The following is a 16,773-nucleotide window of genomic DNA, read 5'->3' as shown; positions in this document are numbered from 1 at the left end:
GTTCTTCGCCGACGACCCTACTGGCCCGGCGCGGCGGCCTCCCTGGCACGCCGCTCGACCAGGGGCAGCGAGCGGAGCTGCCGTTCCAGATGCCACTGCAGATGCGCCGCGACCAGGCCACTCGCGTCACGCCGCACCACCGGCACCGAATCCTGGGCGACCGTCCACTCGCCGTGCATGAGCGCGTCGAGCAGCACGAGCACCTCGGGGGCGGGATGCACGCAACCGGGGACACGGCAGTCCTGGCACATCGAACCGCCCGCGGAGACGCTGAACGCGGCATGCGGGCCGGGCAGGCCGCAGCGGGCGCATTCGGTGATCGCCGGCGCCCAGCCTGCGTAGGACATCGCGCGCAGGAAGAACGCGTCGAGCACCAGCGAGGAGTCCCGCTCGCCACCGGCCAGCGCGCGCAGCGCGCCCACGACGAGCAGGTACAGCTTGAGCACCGGCTCGCCCTCTTCGGCGGAAAGCCGGTCCGCGGTCTCGGCGATCGCGCTCGCCGCGGTGTAGCGCTGGTAGTCGGCGACCAGCGGCAGCGCGAATGCGTCCACGGTCTCGACCTGGGTGATCACGTCGAGCGTGCGCCCGGTGTAGAACTGGACGTCGACGTGGCCGAAGGGCTCCAGCCGCGCCCCGAACCGCGACGACGTGCGGCGCACTCCCTTGGCGACGGCTCGGACCTTGCCGTGCCGCCTGGTCAGCAGGGTGACGATCCGGTCGGCCTCACCCAGCTTGTGCGTCCGCAGCACCACTCCGGTGTCGCGATAGAGGTTCACCACCCCGACATCGTCCCACCCGGGGACGACATCGGGGTGGAGCGACCCCGGATCAGTGGTAGTAGCTGTAGGTGCGGACGCTGGAGGCGGCCACGATCGCGACGATGATCCACACGATGGACAGCGCGCAGCTGATGCCGCCGATGATGGTGGCGATCAGGCAGAGCGTCTTGGTCGTCTTCGACGCCTGCTCCGCCATCATGTAGTTGCCCTGGGCCTTGTACGTGTTGACCTCGTTGGACTTCATGATCGCGAAGATCGCGAGGATCCAGAACAGGAAGATGCAGCCGATCGCCCAGCCCTTGTAGTCCTTGATGGCGTTGATGTCGCCACCACCGGGCGGCATCCCCGGGCCACCGCCGAACGCGGGCTGGCCGTACGCCGGCGACGGCTGTCCGTAGGGCGCGGGCTGGCCGTACGGCGCGGGCATCCCGCCGGACTGCGCGGGCGTGCCGCCCGACTGCGGGTACCCGGGCTGCTGGCCGTAGGGCTGCTGGCCGGGCTGCTGGCCGTAGGGATTGGTCATGACGGTGTTCCCCAATTACTCGTGATCTTCCGGCGAGCGTTCCCCGCCGGTGGTGACCGGGTACCGGCCCCCGCTACCGCGGTGGCTGGTCCTGGCCGGGTTGGTTCGGCGGCAAGCCGCCGGGCTGGATTTTCTGCGTCTCATCGGCCTGACCGGAGCCGGTGGCAGCTTCCGGACGCAGCATCTGGGTGCGCTCGGCCTGAGCATCGCCAGGCCCTGCCTGCTGACCGGTGTCCGGCCGCAGCATCTGGGTCCGCTCGGCCTGAGCATCGGCGGGTCCCGCCTGCTGACCGGTGTCCGGCCGCAACATCTGGGTCCGCTCGGGCTCGTCCTGGCCGCCCGCCGCGGGCGCCGACGGCGCGACGGGCTGGGCGAAGCCACCGGACTGCGGCGGCTGGCCGAAACCGCCCGGCTGCCCAGGCGCGGGCGGCTGGGCGAACGCGCCCTGCGGCTGCTGGCCGAAGCCGCCGGTCTGCGGCTGGCCCGGCTGTGGCTGGCCGAAGCCACCCGAAGGCTGGCCGGACACCATCGGCTGCACGGGCTGTCCCGGCGGCGGATATCCGCCGCCATACGGCTGCGCGGGCGCGGCGGCGAAAGGCGAAGAACCCGCGCCGGGAATGGCGCCGGGAGCGCTGTCGTCAGTGACCACAATGGACCCGACGATCTTGTCTGCGAAGGTCTGCGCCTTGTCGTCCCACAGCGGCCAGAGGAACCCGAGATAGCAGACGGCGCTGTCGAGGAAATGGCAGACGTCGCGCAGGAACGCGCCACCGGCGCCGAGCGGCTGGGCGGTGTCTTCCTTGACCAGCTTGATCTTCAGCACGCGCTTGCCGAGCGACTGGCCGGTATTGCCGCCCTGGATCCAGCGGTTGTAGATGGTCCAGCCGAGCCCGGCGAGGCCGCCGATGCCGAGGAGAATGCTGCCCGCCGTGATGGACCCGATCATCACCAGGTACCCGATGAGCTGAATGCCGATGATCGGCCCGAGGTCGATGAGGAACGCGCCGACGCGCTGGCCCCAGTTCGCGAGGTTCCGCGGCGGTCCGCCGAACGGCGAAGGCGCGCCGAAGGGCGCGGGCTGACCGTAGGGCGCGGATGGCCCCGGCTGTCCGAACGGGGCCTGCTGACCGGGCTGCGGCTGCCCGTACGGCGTCGGCTGGCCGAACGGCGCGGGCGGTCCGAACGGCTGCTGCCCCGGCTGGCCGGAGGGCTGCTGGCCGTAGGGATCGGTCATCGGGTGTTCCCCCCTCGCTGGTCGCTCCCCCGCACGGGCCTCGTGCGGGAATCGGCCCAAATGTACGGCAGTGTGGACGGTCCGGCCGGTTCGCGGAGCGTACTCGGTGGGGCAAGGGTTCCACACCGCAGGCGTCCATGCCGCACGAACTGTCGAACCGGTCCGACGCAGCCGCGCCGCCACCGGTTCCGGCCGCGGCCGAATCAGACGTACAGGCCGGTGAACGGGGCGAACGGCAGGTTGCGGACGACGAACCACACGACGAACACCACGGCGAAGGTCAGCGGGGTCCACTGCCAGTGGAGCCAGCTGTTCACCGGTCTGCCACGCAGCCGTCCGACCGCCCAGCCGGCGGTACTCCACACGAAGAGCAGAACGACCACAAAGGACACCGCGTTGTAGTGCAGCGCGGCCGGGATGTCGCCGTGCAGCAGGCTGTAGGCCATCCGCAGACCACCACAGCCGGGGCAGTCGATGCCCAGCAGCGCCTTGGTCGGGCACACCGGCAACGGGCCGCCAGGGGTGGTCGGGTCGCCGAGCCACACCGCGACACAGCCCACAGCGGCGCCCGCGGCGATGGCCAGCGGCGGGGCCAGCGCGCGCGTCCTCGCCCGCCAGCCCCGCGCCGGGAATCCCGTGTAGACGGTCGTGGTCACGGCGTGAACCCCTTCACCGAGGTGCCGACGACCACGAGCATCACCACGACGAAGATGACGTAGAGCAGCAGGAGGATCCCGACGCTGATGGCCGACCACATCGCCCATTTCTTCGCCTCGTCCGCGGCCTTGTGCGCCTCGGCGTGAAGTCCTTGGAACCACAGCGAATTCACCTGGCTCGACTTCACGATCGCGACGATCCCCAGCGGCAGGCAGCACAACACGGTGGCCAGGATGGCCCACACGAGGTTGTTGTCCGGTGGCGGCCCGTAGTTCGGCGGCCCCGGGTAGCCGTAGTACGGCTGCTGCCCGCCCGGCGGGTACGGCGGTGGGTACTGGTTGGTCATCGAGACCCCCCTGCTGGTTCGTACGTCAGTATCGCGTGCTGACGGTGCCCCCGAGGGTGAACACCCCGGCGAGCGACAGGATCAGGGAGATCACCGACAGCACCACGCCGACCACGGCGGCGATGATGGCCCACTTCTTCGCGGCGTTCGCCGCTTCCTGCGCGGCGGCGGTCTGCCCCTGGGCCCACAGGCTGTTGACCTTCGTCGCCTGGACGATGGAGACGATACCGAACGGCAAGCAGCAGAAGATCGTGGTGAGGATGGCCCACACCAGGTTGTTGCTGGGCGGCGGTCCGGGCTGGTAGCCGCCCCCCTGGCCGCCGGAGTAGTTGGGCAGGCCCTGGTTCTCGGTCATTTTCTCGGTGTCCCTTTCGGTGTACGTGAGGTACCGGCCTGTCACGCTGCCCGATCAGCGCCCGATGCCGGAGGTGAGACTGTAGGGCGCACCGTCCGGTACCGCTCCGCGTTTCGTCCCGTCGCGACCGAATCGAGACCGAGAGTTCAGAAACCGAGCCTGCGCAGCTGCTTGGGATCACGCTGCCAATCCTTCGCCACCTTGACGTGCAGGTCGAGATACACTTTCGAACCCAGCAGCGCCTCGATGTGCTTACGCGCGGTGGCGCCCACCTCACGCAGCCGTTCGCCCTTGTGCCCCAGGATGATGCCCTTCTGGCTCGACCGCTCGACGTAGAGGAACGCGTGGACGTCGATCAGGTCGTCGCGGCCCTCGCGGGGCAGCATCTCCTCCACGGTGACCGCGATCGAATGCGGCAGCTCGTCGCGGACACCCTCCAAAGCGGACTCGCGGATGAGCTCGGCGACCAGGGTCTGCTCGGGCTCGTCGGTGAGTTCCCCGCCCGGGTACAGCTGCGGCCCCTCGGGCAGTTTGGCGACCAGGACGTCGGCGACATCGGCGACCTGGAAACCGTCCACAGCGGACACCGGGATCAGCTCGGCGAAGTCCATCACCTTCTGCAGAGCCAAAAGCTGCTCGGCGACCTGTTCCGGTTTGACGAGGTCGGTCTTGGTGACGATGCCGATCACCGGCGTACGCTTCGCGATCTTGGCCAGCTCGGTGGCGATGAACCGGTCGCCGGGACCGATCTTCTCGTTGGCGGGCACACAGAATCCGACAACGTCCACTTCGGACCATGTCGAGTGCACGACGTCGTTGAGGCGCTGCCCGAGCAGCGTCCTCGGCCGGTGCAGGCCCGGCGTGTCGATGATGACGAGCTGGCTGTCCTCCCGGTGCACGATGCCGCGGATCGCGTGCCGGGTGGTCTGCGGCTTGCTGGAGGTGATGGCGACCTTCGTGCCGACCAGCGCGTTGGTGAGCGTCGACTTCCCGGCGTTGGGCCTGCCGACGAAACAGGCGAACCCGGAACGGTGCGGCTCGCCCATCAGCGCAGCACCTCCAGCACCACGCCCGAGGGATCGGCGAGCACGATCGGCGCGTGTTCGGCGATGTCGCGCACGGCGTGCACCGACGCCTCCTTCAGCAGCGGCTCGCCGCTGACGACCACAGCGGCCTCGATGCCCTCGGCGCCGCTGGACAACGCCGCGGCGATCGCCGCCTGCAACGCGGTGAGCTGGAAGGACGGCTGGTCGACCGTGCTCGCGGCGTAGGTCCGGCCGTCGGTGTCGCGCACCGCGGCGCCCTCGGCGGCCTGCGTGCGCGCCCGCGACGAGCGGGCCAGGGTGACCAGCTTCTGGTCCTCGGCGTCCAGCTCAGGCATGTTCGACTCTCCTGTCACGTTCATCGGGGTGGGGCGGCTTGCCGCGGCGGCGCCCGGACCCGCCGTTGCCCTCGGCCGCTTCCTCCTCGGCCTTGGCGACCGGCTGCACGACGACCGAGGTGATCCGCATCCGCCCGCGGCGGTCCTTGCCCCCTTCGGCGAACAGCCTAAGACCAGCGACTTCGGCCTCCGCGCCCGGCAGCGGAACGCGGCCCAGCTGTTCGGCGAGCAGCCCGCCCACGGTCTCGACGTCGTGGTCTTCTTCGAGGTCGAGACCGAACAGCTCGCCGAGATCGTCGAGCCCGAGCCGCGAGGAGACCCGGAACGCGCCGTCCGCCAGCTCTTCGACCTCGGGCCGCTCGTCGGTGTCGGACTCGTCGGTGATCTCGCCGACGATCTCCTCGAGGATGTCCTCGATGGAGAGCACGCCCGCGGTGCCGCCGTACTCGTCGACCGCGATCGCCATGTGGTTGTGCGAGAGCTGCATCTCCTTCAGCAGCTCGTCGAGGCGTTTGGAATCCGGCACGAAACTCGCGGGGTTCATGACCTCGGAGACCCGCCGCGCCGAGCCGTCGGCCATGTACGCGGGCATGAGGTCCTTGATGTTGACGACGCCGACGATGTCGTCCACCGATTCGCCGATCACCGGCACCCGGGTGAAGCCGGTGCGCAGCGCGAGGGCCAGTGCCTGCCGCACGGTCTTGTCGTGCTCGATCCAGACGATCTCGGTGCGTGGCACCATGACCTCGCGGGCGACGGTGTCGCCCAGCTCGAACACCGAGTGGATCATCTCGCGCTCGGAGTCCTCGACAACGCCGCGTTCCTGCGCGAGGTCGACCAGCTCCCGCAACTCGACCTCGGAGCTGAACGGGCCTTCGCGGAAACCGCGGCCGGGCGTGATGGCGTTACCGATGACGATCAGGAGCCGTGACAGCGGGCCCAGCACCGAACCGAGCACGCGGACGGGACCGGCGACGACGGTCCCGACCCAGTAAGGATGCTGGCGGCCGATGGTGCGCGGCCCGACGCCGACGAGGACGTAGACGACCACGACCATCACCACGGCGGCGACGGCGACCGCGAGCCCGAACGGTTCGATCTCGTCGAGGCACACCACGGTGACCAGCACGGTCGAGGTCAGCTCGCAGCTGACCCGCAGGAGCAGCAGCAGGTTGATGTGGCGGCGGCGTTCGTCGATGACCGCGGCGAGCTGGCGCGCGCCGACCCGGCCCATGCGGACGAGGCCTTCGGCGCGAGCCTTGGAGACGGTGCTGATCGCCGCGTCGGCCGCCGCGAACACCCCGCCGAGGAGAACCAGCGCGATGGCGATGACGAGCAGTGCGGTGTAGTCGCCCATCGGCGGAGGACCCGTCAGGCCGGCGGCTCTTCGGCGGGCGGAACGGTGTCGAGCCCGGCGGTGCCGAGCAGCCGTTCGTCCGCGCTGCGCTGCGCGTCGCGGCGATCGAGCGCGGCCACCGCGGCCTGGTACTCGCCGAGAATCCGCTTCTGCAGGCCGAACATCTCACGTTCCTCGGCCGGTTCGGCGTGGTCGTAACCGAGCAGATGCAGCACGCCGTGCACGGTGAGCAGGTGCAGCTCGTCGAGCAGCGCGTGCCCGGCCTTCTTGGCCTGGTCCTTCGCGAACGCCGGGCAGAGCACGATGTCACCGAGCAGCGCGGGTGAGGCGTCCGGCGCGTCGGGACGGCGGGAGGAGTCCAGCTCGTCCATCGGGAACGCCATGACGTCGGTGGGGCCCGGCAGGTCCATCCAGCGTTCGTGCAGATCGGACATGACGTCGAGCGTGGTGAGCAGGATGGACAGCTCGGCGAGCGGGCTGACCTCCATCTTGTCGAGCGCGAACCGCGCGGCGGACACGATCGAGGTCTCGTCGACGTCGACGCCGGATTCGTTGGCGATCTCGATACTCATCGGCGGCCCCCCTTCCAGCCGTTGCCGGGCTGGTCCTGCGCGTCCTGCACGGCCTGCCACTTCTCGTACGCGTCGACGATGTCGCCGACCAGCTTGTGCCGCACGACGTCCTGGCTGGTCAGCTCGGCGAAGTGCAGGTCGTCGACGCCGGTGAGGATGTCGCGCACGACGCGCAGGCCGCTGCGCTGGCCGCTGGGCAGGTCGACCTGGGTGATGTCGCCGGTGACGACGATCTTGGCGCCGAAGCCGAGCCGGGTGAGGAACATCTTCATCTGCTCGGGCGTGGTGTTCTGGGCCTCGTCGAGAATGATGAAGGCGTCATTCAGCGTGTTGTGCGTGAGCAGGTAGTCCTCGGTGACATACAGCGAGTCCGCCGCGGCCACCTGGATGCACACCGCTTCCGCACGTCCGGCCGGTTCGATGCTCTCGATGAACCGCATCGGACGCCCCCCGCCACCGGCTTCGCGGTACTTGAACCGCTTGCGGGTCAGGCGGAACGGCTCGATCCCGGCGGGCAGCCGGATCTCGACGATGTGGGCGTCGTGCCGGTAGCCGACGTCACGTCCCTTGGCACGGCCCGGCTTGCGCCCCAGCGCCGCACGCCGCCGGGTGTAGGCGACGCCGCCGAGCGACTGGACCAGGCGGATGACATCGTCCTTCAGCCGCGACGAGGTCGTCGTGTACTGGATGCGGCAGGTGCGGGCGCGTTGGGTGACCGGCCCGCCGTCGGAGTCCAGAAGCCCCTGCAGGACCGCGAGACGGACGTCCGCGGAGTTCTGGAGGTAGACCTCGGGGATGAACTTGGAGTGCGAACGGGTCCCGATCAGCTCAAGCGCGCGCAGGGCGCCGGTGACCGGGTTCTCCAGCGTGATCACGTCGCCGGGTTCCCGCACGCGGTTCAGCGTGTAGTCGACGCCGCCCTTGTGGCGCACGCGCACCCCGGGAAGCGCCATCTCTAGGGCGATCGCCAGCTCCGGGTCTTCGGTCGCGAAGCCCGGCGTCGTGGAGCCGGTCAGGCATCCGTCGCCGAGCAGGAGCCCCAGTGCGTAGGGGTCCATGGGCACGTCCTGCTCGGGGTGGCAGACCGGCGCCGTCAGCATCGGCAGCTCGTAGCGGCGGGCGTGGGCGGCCCGGAGCTTGCCAATCATCTCCTTCGTCTCGACGACGCGCCAGGGCTTGCCCCGGCGCTTGTCGGCCGCCGTCCGGACCGTCCAGAGGTGGTCACCGCAGCAGAGCGTGGACGCCCCGTCCCCGGCGGTGACGCGGTAGATGTCCTTCTCGCCCTGCGGGTAGACACCGAGGACCACGGTGGGCTCACCGTTCGAGCCGACCACGAGGTCGCCGACCGCCAGCTCGCCGATCGGCCGGTAGCCGTCGGGGGTCAGCACCGGCGTGGTGACGGGCTGCGCGCGGCCGCGCATGTAGGCCAGCGGCGCGATCTCGATGGTGCCGGCCTGCATGAGCCGCGGGATGGACTCGGGCTCGACCATGTCGTGCAGCGCGTCGTAGAGCGGGCGCAGGTACGGGTCGATCTTCTCGTTGAGCGTGCCGGGCAGGTAGCCGAGCCGCTCACCGGCCTCGACGGCCGGGCGGGTGAGCACGATGCGGGTGACCTGCTTGGCCTGGAGCGCCTGGACGGCCTTGGCCATGGCGAGGTAGGTCTTACCGGTGCCTGCGGGGCCGATGCCGAAGACGACGGTGTGCTTGTCGATGGCGTCGACGTAGCGCTTCTGGTTGAGCGTCTTGGGCCGGATGGTCTTGCCGCGCCGGGAGACGATGTTGAGGCTGAGGACCTCGGCGGGCGAAGCGTCGCCGCTGGAGAGCATGCCGACGGTGCGCCGGACGGTGTCGGGGCCGACCTGCTGGCCGCCCCCGGCCAGTGTCACGAGCTCGGCGAAGACGCGTTCGGCGAAGGCGACGTCGGCGGGGGTGCCGGTGAGGGTGACCTCGTTGCCGCGGACGTGGACGTCGGCGGCGAGGAGTTCCTCGGCGACCCGGAGGTTCTCGTCGCGGGATCCGAGCAGGGACAGCGCGGCGGCGTCGGGGATCGGGAATCGGGACTGGGCCGCCTGGGTGGCGGTGGCCTCATCGATGGCCGCAGTGCCGCTGGACGACTTGTCGATGGACTCTGCGGGGACGCCGTCGGGGACGTCGGGCTGGGCGGCTCCACCCTGTGCGGTTCCGGCCACGTGGCCTCTGGCCTGCTTTCTGCGCTATCGCTGCTTTCGAGGTTTTCTGACCCCTCGATGCTAGCGGTTTCGCCTGCCGCGGCGCAGTCCGGTTACCGCAGGCCGCCCGGGCCCTCGCTACCCGCCGACCTTGCCGAAGTGCCCCAGCGACTCCCCGCCGAGCACATGCGCGTGCACATGAAACACGGTCTGCCCCGCATCGGCATCAGTGTTGAACACCACCCGATAGCCAGACGAAGAGATCCCTTCGAGCGAGGCGACCTTGGCAGCCGTGGCAACGACGTCACTCAACAACTGCGGGTCAGCCGCCGCCAACTCTGCGACATTGCGATACCTCTTCCGCGGCACCACCAGCACGTGCACCCGCGCCTGCGGATTGATATCCCGAAACGCGAACGTCGTTTCGTCCTGATACACGACCTCCGCCGGAATCTCCCCCGCAATGATCCGCTCAAACAACGTCTCCGCGTCAGAACTCATGCCCGACACCCTATCGACCCAACCCAGTGCACGAGGGCCGCCAGGCCCGAGTAGCACGCACCACCCGTGATCCAACGGCGCACTCACGTGATTGGACGCGCAACTCACGTGATCAGAAGGAGAACTCACGTGATCAGACGAAGATCTCACCCGCTGGGAGGGGACCACGCTGGGTCGGGAGCTGCCGCACCGTGGGGGTCCGGGGGGCTCGGCCCCCCGGGTAGGACGCGGAACCGCCCGGGGCGCGAAGGGTGGGCTGGAGCGAAGCGGAAGCACACACGAAGACGCCGCGGCGCGGTGGAGCCTGGGGGTCGCTCCACCGCCGCCGCGGCTCCGCCGGACCGAGGGGGGAGGTGCCCGGCGGGGTTCTTCGCGCGCGACCGGGTCTCACCCAGTAGCGCGCCGAAACCGTGTGTGGCGCGTTAGTAAACGAGAGTAACGGCTCACAGTGTGATCGCGCCATAACTCGCCGCAAATTGTGGCGAATTTTTTGGTTGAAGATTTTTCATAGCCAGCGCGTGCTGAGTGCGCCGAGGGCGCCGAGAGCCACGGCGGCGGCCGTTGACGTGCGCAGAACGGTCGTACCGAGGCGGACGGCGCGGGCGCCTGCCTGAGTGAGGGCGGCGAGTTCCTCGTCGGTGATGCCGCCCTCGGGGCCGACGACGAGGAGGAGGTCACCCGTGCCGGGGATGGCGAGGTCGGTGAGCCGGTCGGGGACGTCGGATTCGAGGACGACGGCCAGCGACATCGTGGCGGCCAGTTCGGCGAGTTCGCGGGTGCCGGCGGGCTCGGTGACGTCGGGGACGTGGGCGCGGCGGGCTTGTTTGGCGGCGGCGCGGGCGGTGGCGCGCCAGCGGGCGAGGGCTTTGTCACCGCGGGGGCCGTCGTCCCAGCGGGCGATGCTGCGGGCGGCGCGCCAGGGGACGATGGCGTCGGCGCCGGCCTCGGTGGCGAGTTCGACGGCGAGTTCGCCGCGGTCGCCCTTCGCGAGCGCCTGGGCGACGAGGACGCGCAGGGCGGGCGGTTCCTCGGTCCAGCGTTCCTCGACGGTGAGGGTGAGGGTCGCGTCGCGGCCGGCCTGGACGACCTCGACGACACAGCGGGCCATGCCGCCCGCGCCGTCGGAGAGGACGAGCCGCTCCCCCGCGCGCAGGCGCCGCACGGTGGCCGCGTGCCGGGCTTCCTCGCCGTCGAGCACGGCGTGCGTGCCCTCGGGCAGCGCGTCGGCGAGGAAGACCGGCAGGGTGGTGTCCGGCACGCGGGTTACCGGTGGTTCTTGGCGCGCAGCTTGGAGAACAGCCCGCCGTGCTTGGTGCCGTTGGTGGCCAGCGTGGGCACTTCCTCGCCGCGCTGCTGGGCGAGGTCGATGAGCAGCTCGCGCTGGGCCTCGTCGAGTTTGGTCGGCACCTGGACGTCGATGTGGACGTGCAGGTCACCGCGCCCGTCGACGCGCCCGGAGGACCGCAGCCGCGGCATGCCCTTGCCGGTGAGCACGAGTTCGGTGGCCGGCTGGGTGCCGGGTTCGATGTCGAGCTCGTAGTCGCCGTCGATGAGGGTCGCGATGGGCACGGTGGCGCCGAGCGCGGCGGTGGTCATCGGGATGCGGAAGTTGCAGTGGATGTCGTTGCCCTGGCGGACGAACACCTCGTGCGGGGACTCGTCGATCTCGACGTAGAGGTCGCCCGCGGGGCCGCCGCCCGGACCGACCTCGCCCTGTCCGGACAGGCGGATGCGCATGCCGTCCCCGACGCCGGGCGGGATCTTCGCGGTGACGGTGCGCCGCGACCGGATCCGGCCGTCGCCGCCACACTGGCGGCAGGGGTCGGGGATGACCTCGCCGAACCCGCGGCACACCGGGCAGGGGCGCGCGGTGACGACCTGGCCGAGGAACGACCGCTGCACGGACTGGACCTCGCCGGCGCCGCCGCAGGTGTCGCAGGTCTTGGTGCCGCTACCGGCGTTGGTGCCCGCGCCGCGGCACAGGTCGCACACGACGGCGGTGTCCACGCTGATCTCGCGGTCGGTGCCGGTGGCGCACTCCTCGAGGCTGAGGCCGAGCCGGATCAGCGCGTCGGAGCCGGGCTGGACGCGGCTGCGCGGGCCGCGGCCACGACCGCCGCCCCCGCCCGCGGCGCCGAAGAAGGCGTCCATGATGTCGCCCAGACCGCCGAATCCGGCGAACGGGTCGCCGCCACCGCCGCCACGGGCGCCGTTGTCCATCGGGTCGCCGCCGAGGTCGACGATCTTGCGCTTCTGCGGGTCGGACAGCACCTCGTACGCCGTGGTGACCTCGCCGAAGCGGTGCTGCGCGTCCTCCGACGGGTTGACGTCGGGATGCAGCTCCCTGGCCAGTTTGCGGTACGCGCGCTTGATCTCCTGATCGGACGCGTTCTTGGCCACGCCGAGGATGCCGTAGTAGTCCCTCGCCACCGTCTTTGCCTTCTCCTTCTTCTCTGCCTGCCCGGTCAGCGGGCGGACAGGATCTGCCCCACGTAGTTGGCCACCGCGCGCACCGCCGCGATCGTGCCCGGGTAGTCCATCCGCGTCGGGCCGACCACCCCCATGCCCCCGAGCAGCATGTCGTCGCGCCCGTACCCGATGGACACGACCGAGGTGCTGCGCATCTGCTCGTCTTCATTTTCCTCACCGATGCGCACGGTGATCGCACCGGGGTTGCGCGCAGCGGCGAGCAGCTTGAGCACCACGACCTGCTCCTCCAGCGCCTCGAGCACCTGGCGCAGCGAGCCGGGGAAGTCCGCGACGTTGCGGGTGAGGTTCGCGGTGCCGCCGAGCACCAGCCGTTCCTCGGGATGTTCGACCAGCGACTCCACCAGCACGGTACAGACCCGGGTCAGCGCGTCGCGCAGGTCACCGGGTGCCTGCTCGGGCAGCTCCGCCACGCGGCCCGCCGCGTCGGTGAGCCGGCGCCCCGACATCGCCGCGTTGAGCACGGTGCGCAACCGCGCCACGCCCTCGTCGGTGATGACGTCGCCGAGGTCGACCGTTCGCTGGTCGACGCGCCCGGAGTCGGTGATGAGCACCAGCATCAGCCGGGCGGGGGTCAGCGGGACGACCTCGAGGTGCCGCACCGCGGCGTTGGTCAGCGCCGGGTACTGGACGACGGCGACCTGCCTGGTCAGCTGGGCGAGCAGCCGGACGGACCGGCGCAGGACGTCGTCGAGGTCGGTGCCGCTGTCGAGGAAGGTCGTGATCGCCTTGCGCTCGGCCGTGGACAGCGGCTTGATCTCGGACAGCTTGTCGACGAAGAGCCGGTAGCCCTTGTCGGTCGGGATGCGGCCCGCGCTGGTGTGCGGCTGGGTGATGTAGCCCTCCTCCTCCAGCGCGGCCATGTCGTTACGCACAGTGGCGCTGGACACGCCGAGATTGTGCCGCTCGACGATCGTCTTGGACCCGACCGGCTCCTGGTTGGAGACGTAGTCGGCGACGATCGCGCGCAGCACCTCGAACCGGCGCTCATCCGCGTTGGCCACTCGCACCTCCGTAAGCCCGTCGTACTCACAACGAGTTTACGGAACCTTGAGTGCCCGGCGCTCAGCCCGTGACGGATCCGGCCGTCACGAGTTCTTCGGGAAGCCCAGGTTGACGCCCGCGTGGGAGCGGTCCGGCCAGCGGGACGTGACGACCTTGGTGCGGGTGAAGAAGTGGAAGCCCTCCGGCCCGTACGCGTGCGAGTCGCCGAACAGCGAGTCCTTCCAGCCGCCGAACGAGTAGTAGGCGACCGGCACCGGGATCGGCACGTTCACCCCGACCATGCCGACCTCGACCTCGTTCTGGAAGCGCCGCGCCGCCGCGCCGTCCCCGGTGAAGATCGCGGTGCCGTTGCCGTACGGGTTCGCGTTGATCAGTTCCAGCGCGGCCTCGTACGAATCGGCGCGGGCGACCGACAGCACCGGGCCGAAGATCTCGTCGGTGTAGATCGACATCTCCGGGCGCACGTGGTCGAACAGCGTCGGGCCGAGCCAGAAGCCGTCCTGGCCGCCGTCCGCCTCGACGCCCCTGCCGTCGACGACCAGCGAGGCGCCCGCCGCCACCCCGGCGTCCACATAGGACTCGACGCGGGCGTGGTGCGCCTTGGTGACCAGCGGCCCCATCTCCGAGGTCGGCTTGCGGCCGTCCCCGACCCTCAGCTTCGACATCCGCTCGGTGATCTTCGCGACCAGTTCGTCGCCGACCGGGTCGACCGCGACCACGACCGACACCGCCATGCACCGCTCCCCCGCCGAGCCGAAGCCCGCCGAAACCGCGGCGTCCGCGGCGAGGTCGAGGTCGGCGTCGGGCAGCACGACCATGTGGTTCTTCGCCCCGCCGAGCGCCTGGACCCGCTTTCCGTTGCGGGTCCCGGTTTCGTAGACGTACCGGGCGATCGGCGTCGACCCGACGAACGAGATCGCCTTGACGTCGCGGTGTTCCAGCAGGCCGTCGACCGCGACCTTGTCGCCGTGCAGCACGTTGAGCACGCCCGCGGGCAGCCCGGCCTCGGCGAACAGCTCGGCGATGAAGTTCGCCGCGGACGGGTCCTTCTCGCTCGGCTTGAGCACCACGGTGTTGCCGCACGCCAAGGCGTTCGGGACGAACCACAGCGGCACCATCGCCGGGAAGTTGAACGGCGAGATCACGCCGACGACGCCGAGGGGCTGGGCGATGGAGTAGACGTCGACCCCGGTCGAGGCGTTCTCGCTGAAGCCGCCCTTCAGCAGTTGCGCCGCGCCGCACGCGTATTCGACGTTCTCGATCGCGCGGGCGATCTCGCCCGCAGCGTCGGACTCGACCTTCCCGTGCTCGCTCGTGACGATCTTCGCGAGTTCGTGCTTGCGGGCGACGAGCAGTTCACGGAAGGCGAAGAGGATCCGCGTGCGCCCGGCCAGCGACGTCCCGCGCCAGCCCGGCAGCGCCGCCGACGCGGCCGCCACCGCCCGGTCGACCTCGGCCTGCTCCGCGAAGTCGACCTTCGCCGCGACTTCGCCGGTCGCCGGGTCGAACACGTCCCCGCTGCGCTGCGCCACCCCGTCGAACGGTTTGCCGTCGATCCAATGGCTGATGCGGTCGGTCACGGGGCCGCTCCTTCGTCGTGGTGTAAGCCTGCGCTCCGGAGTCTCCTTCGCGCGCGGCACACCGGGCCATCGGCAACATGTACGGACTCGGCCGCGCGGCCGTACAGTCTGTTCCCACTCCGGAGACTGCTTCACCTCAGAGAATGTGAGCCGATGTACCCGACCGTCGCCGAGGTCCTGGCCCTTCCCGTGCTGCGCCAGGGTCGTCCGCACGTGGTGGCCGGGGCGGCCGGGCTCGACGCGGCCGTGCGGTGGGCGCACGTCGCCGAGGTCGCCGACATCGCGCATCTGCTCCGCGGCGGCGAGCTGGTGCTCACCACCGGCGTCGCGCTGCCGGACGACGGCACCGCGCTCGCCCGCTACATCGGCGATCTCGCCGGAGTCGGCGCCGCGGGCCTGGTGATCGAGCTGGTCCGGCACTGGCACGAGAAGCTGCCGCCCGCACTGGTCGAGGCTGCCGACCGGCACGGCCTGCCGCTGGTCACGCTCTCCCGCGAGACGCGGTACGTCACGGTCACCGAGGCGGTCAACGGGATGATCGTGGACGCCCAGGTGGCCGAGCTGCGCGCGGCCGAACGCGTGCACGAGACGTTCACCGCGCTGACCGTCGCGGGCGCCGAACCGCGGGTGGTGCTCGGCGAGGTCGCGCGGATCACCGAGCAGCCGGTGGTGCTGGAGACCCTGGACCACGAGGTGCTCGCCTACGACGCGGCGGGCACCGACCCCGGCGAGCTGCTGACCGGCTGGCCCGCGCGCTCGCGGGCGATCCAGGTCGGCGAGCGGACCGGGTACCACGCCGGCGCGGGCTGGCTGGTGACCGTGGTCGGCGCGCGCGGGCACGACTGGGCGCGGCTGGTCGTCGTGTGCGCCGAGCCGCCGCCGCACCGGCACCGCGTCGTCGCCGAGCGGGCCGCGTCGGCGCTCGCGGTACACCGTTTGGTCGCGAAGGATTCCGACGGGCTGGAACGGCAGGCCCACCGCGCGGTACTCACCGAACTGCTGTGCTCGCCGACGCCGTCCGCGGAACTCCTGGCCCGCGCCTCGGCGCTGGCCGTCCCGCTGACCGGACGCCGCCTGATCGGGCTGGCGATCCGCCCGCGGATCGCCGTGACCGGGCGGCCCGCGCTCTCCACGCCGCCGGTGCTGCGGGAACTCGCCGAGGCGGCCGCGCTCTCGGCCCGGCGGGCGAAGGTGTCGGTACTGGTCGGGCCGGACGACGTCGCGGTGCGCGCGCTGCTCGCGCTGTCGCCGGAGGCGAACGCCGACGCGGTGTTGCAGCGCCTGGCCTCCGACGTCCACGAGGCCAGGAGCAGCGCGCCCGCGGTGATCGCGGTCGGCACGACCGTGTCGAGCCCAGCCGAGGCCCGCCGGACCCTCGTCGAGGCCGCGCACGTCGCGGCCGCGGCGCTGCGGGAAGGCACCGATCGGCCGGTCCATCGGCTGGCCGACGTCCGGCTGCGCGGGCTGCTGCACCTGCTGGCCGACGACGAGCGCGTGACCGCGTTCGCCGCGCGGGAGCTGGGTCCGCTGCTGCAACGCGACGCCGCCGCGGGCAGCAGGCTCGTGCAGGCGCTGCGGCACTACTGCGCCCAGGGCGGCAACAAATCCGCGGCAGCGGCGGCCGCCCACACCTCGCGTACCGCGTACTACCAGCAGCTCGCCCGGATCGAGCAGGTGCTCGGCGTCCGGCTCGAAGATCCCGAGTCGATGCTCTCGCTGTACGTCGCCCTGCTGGCCCACGACATCGCAGCCGATGTCACCCAGCAGAGCGACGAAGACTCACCCGGACGAGGAACACAGTGACCGGTATGGCGGTGCCGATACACCC

The 16,773-nt window shown here is 70.8% G+C and carries 16 protein-coding genes and 3 pseudogenes; 1 reads left to right on the top strand and 18 read right to left on the bottom strand.

From position 1 onward, the window contains the following. Positions 1 to 17: 17 nt before the first annotated feature. From recO to ACFW0G_RS19485, 18 genes and pseudogenes are all read right to left on the bottom strand, one after another. Positions 18 to 779: a DNA repair protein RecO gene (recO, locus tag ACFW0G_RS19570; RefSeq protein ID WP_378326739.1), complete on the bottom strand. Its 762-nt coding sequence runs from the start codon at positions 777 to 779 to the stop codon at positions 18 to 20. Positions 780 to 828: 49 nt separating this feature from the next. After that, entirely contained in the window at positions 829 to 1,302 is a 474-nt protein-coding gene (locus tag ACFW0G_RS19565) for a CD225/dispanin family protein (RefSeq protein ID WP_378326738.1), read from the bottom strand. A 73-nt stretch (positions 1,303 to 1,375) separates the two neighbouring features. After that, the gene (locus ACFW0G_RS19560; RefSeq protein ID WP_378326737.1) at positions 1,376 to 2,536 is read right to left on the bottom strand and encodes an RDD family protein; all 1,161 of its coding nucleotides are present in this window, start codon (positions 2,534 to 2,536) and stop codon (positions 1,376 to 1,378) included. Between the two features lie 203 nt (positions 2,537 to 2,739). Next, positions 2,740 to 3,192 (bottom strand): DUF2752 domain-containing protein, encoded by a 453-nt coding sequence (locus tag ACFW0G_RS19555; protein ID WP_378326736.1) that lies wholly within the window; start codon positions 3,190 to 3,192, stop codon positions 2,740 to 2,742. Then, positions 3,189 to 3,539, bottom strand: a complete 351-nt coding sequence (locus ACFW0G_RS19550; protein ID WP_378326735.1) for a CD225/dispanin family protein — start codon at positions 3,537 to 3,539, stop codon at positions 3,189 to 3,191. The genes ACFW0G_RS19555 and ACFW0G_RS19550 overlap by 4 nt, the downstream gene beginning before the upstream one ends. 25 nt (positions 3,540 to 3,564) lie before the next feature. Next, the gene (locus ACFW0G_RS19545) at positions 3,565 to 3,894 is read right to left on the bottom strand and encodes a CD225/dispanin family protein (protein ID WP_378326734.1); all 330 of its coding nucleotides are present in this window, start codon (positions 3,892 to 3,894) and stop codon (positions 3,565 to 3,567) included. A gap of 146 nt (positions 3,895 to 4,040) precedes the next feature. Next, entirely contained in the window at positions 4,041 to 4,940 is a 900-nt protein-coding gene (gene era / locus ACFW0G_RS19540) for a GTPase Era (RefSeq protein ID WP_378326733.1), read from the bottom strand. After that, entirely contained in the window at positions 4,940 to 5,275 is a 336-nt protein-coding gene (locus tag ACFW0G_RS19535) for a cytidine deaminase (RefSeq protein WP_378326732.1), read from the bottom strand. Before ACFW0G_RS19535 ends, era begins: the two co-directional genes overlap by 1 nt. Next, on the bottom strand, positions 5,268 to 6,632 hold the full coding sequence (locus tag ACFW0G_RS19530; RefSeq protein ID WP_378326731.1) for a hemolysin family protein: 1,365 nt from the start codon (positions 6,630 to 6,632) through the stop codon (positions 5,268 to 5,270). The genes ACFW0G_RS19535 and ACFW0G_RS19530 overlap by 8 nt, the downstream gene beginning before the upstream one ends. Positions 6,633 to 6,646: 14 nt before the next feature. Further along, positions 6,647 to 7,204 carry an rRNA maturation RNase YbeY gene (ybeY, locus tag ACFW0G_RS19525; RefSeq protein WP_378326730.1) on the bottom strand — a complete coding sequence of 186 codons (558 nt, stop codon included), beginning with the start codon at positions 7,202 to 7,204 and terminating at the stop codon, positions 6,647 to 6,649. After that, a pseudogene (locus ACFW0G_RS19520) lies at positions 7,201 to 7,533 on the bottom strand (PhoH family protein); the annotation flags it as partial. The gene ybeY and the pseudogene ACFW0G_RS19520, both read right to left, overlap by 4 nt. Before the next feature lie 276 nt (positions 7,534 to 7,809). Next, positions 7,810 to 8,157 (bottom strand): annotated as a pseudogene (locus tag ACFW0G_RS19515) (LAGLIDADG family homing endonuclease); the annotation flags it as partial. A gap of 456 nt (positions 8,158 to 8,613) precedes the next feature. Next, a pseudogene (locus tag ACFW0G_RS19510) lies at positions 8,614 to 9,393 on the bottom strand (PhoH family protein); the annotation flags it as partial. A gap of 117 nt (positions 9,394 to 9,510) precedes the next feature. Then, positions 9,511 to 9,873 carry a histidine triad nucleotide-binding protein gene (locus ACFW0G_RS19505; protein ID WP_378326729.1) on the bottom strand — a complete coding sequence of 121 codons (363 nt, stop codon included), beginning with the start codon at positions 9,871 to 9,873 and terminating at the stop codon, positions 9,511 to 9,513. Between the two features lie 505 nt (positions 9,874 to 10,378). Continuing rightward, positions 10,379 to 11,131, bottom strand: a complete 753-nt coding sequence (locus ACFW0G_RS19500; RefSeq protein ID WP_378326728.1) for a 16S rRNA (uracil(1498)-N(3))-methyltransferase — start codon at positions 11,129 to 11,131, stop codon at positions 10,379 to 10,381. A 5-nt stretch (positions 11,132 to 11,136) separates the two neighbouring features. Then, positions 11,137 to 12,303, bottom strand: a complete 1,167-nt coding sequence (gene dnaJ, locus ACFW0G_RS19495) for a molecular chaperone DnaJ (RefSeq protein WP_378326727.1) — start codon at positions 12,301 to 12,303, stop codon at positions 11,137 to 11,139. 35 nt (positions 12,304 to 12,338) lie between these two features. Then, entirely contained in the window at positions 12,339 to 13,364 is a 1,026-nt protein-coding gene (gene hrcA / locus ACFW0G_RS19490; RefSeq protein WP_378326726.1) for a heat-inducible transcriptional repressor HrcA, read from the bottom strand. An 84-nt stretch (positions 13,365 to 13,448) separates the two neighbouring features. Next, complete coding sequence (locus ACFW0G_RS19485; RefSeq protein ID WP_378326725.1) at positions 13,449 to 14,945, bottom strand: CoA-acylating methylmalonate-semialdehyde dehydrogenase; 1,497 nt, start codon at positions 14,943 to 14,945, stop codon at positions 13,449 to 13,451. 153 nt (positions 14,946 to 15,098) lie between these two features. Here ACFW0G_RS19485 and ACFW0G_RS19480 point away from each other — a divergent pair, with 153 nt between their 5' ends. Further along, a complete protein-coding gene (locus ACFW0G_RS19480) occupies positions 15,099 to 16,748 on the top strand; it encodes a PucR family transcriptional regulator (RefSeq protein ID WP_378326724.1) in 1,650 nt (549 codons plus the stop codon). The last annotated feature ends 25 nt before the right edge of the window (positions 16,749 to 16,773 follow it).

Source organism: Amycolatopsis sp. NPDC058986, assembly GCF_042741125.1.
GTDB lineage: Bacteria > Actinomycetota > Actinomycetes > Mycobacteriales > Pseudonocardiaceae > Amycolatopsis.
The sequence above is the reverse complement of the archived record's forward strand: the minus strand, read 5'-3'. Positions and strand labels throughout refer to the sequence as shown.